Source organism: Acinetobacter sp. AR2-3, from assembly GCF_001878775.1.
Lineage (GTDB): Bacteria > Pseudomonadota > Gammaproteobacteria > Pseudomonadales > Moraxellaceae > Acinetobacter > Acinetobacter lwoffii_D.
This window is the reverse complement of the sequence record NZ_MJIQ01000009.1, coordinates 1-653: the sequence shown is the minus strand read 5'-3', so window position 1 is coordinate 653 and position 653 is coordinate 1. Positions and strand designations below refer to the sequence as shown.

At 65.1% G+C, this 653-nt stretch carries 1 protein-coding gene; it reads right to left on the bottom strand.

Features of this window, described 5'->3' with window-relative positions; genetic code table 11:
* The coding region (locus BFN00_RS00405; protein WP_171260748.1) for a dienelactone hydrolase family protein at positions 1-535 on the bottom strand (535 nt) is incomplete at its 3' end.
* Positions 536-653: the final 118 nt, after the last annotated feature.

The window sequence follows — 653 nt, the reverse complement described above, 5'->3', positions numbered from 1 at the left end:
GATCGCTCAGTGTCTCGTGGGCCATCAGCCATTCGATGGCGGCGAAGAAGTCGTTCATCAGCTTCTGCGGATCGACCTGAGCCTGCAGTTCACGGCCCTTGTCGTCGTTGCCGGGGTAGCCGCCGACCGAACTCAGGCCGTCGGGCGCCAGGGCGACGAACCCGGCCTTAGCCACGCGCCGGGCCACGTCTTCGATATAGGGATTGAGGCCACGGTTCTCGTGCACGACGACGATGCCCGGCACCTTGCCCTCGGCCTTGGCCGGGCGCACCAGATAAGCACGGACCTCGCCGTGGCCTCTGGGCGAGGGATAGCGGACATACTCGGCGACGATGTCGGGGTCGGTAAAGGCGATCTGTTGCGCCAGCGCATAGTTGGGCGTGAGCGCGTCGAGCACGGCGACCGCCGTCATGCTGCACAGGGTGAAGGCGGTGGCGCGGTCGAGGAATTCGCGGCGGTTGAGTTTGCCGTGCACGTAGAAATCGTAGAGCTCGAGCAGTTCGGGGGCGAAGTCTCTGGCAGTCAGACGTTCCATCGGCGGCTCCTTCGGTGGGGCGAAAGATGGCAGGGCGGTTGCGCTGGGTGGCAGCAGCCAGTGTAGACAGCCCATGTCAGCACCGGTGCGGTTGCTGACGATTTACCGGTTCAGGCCC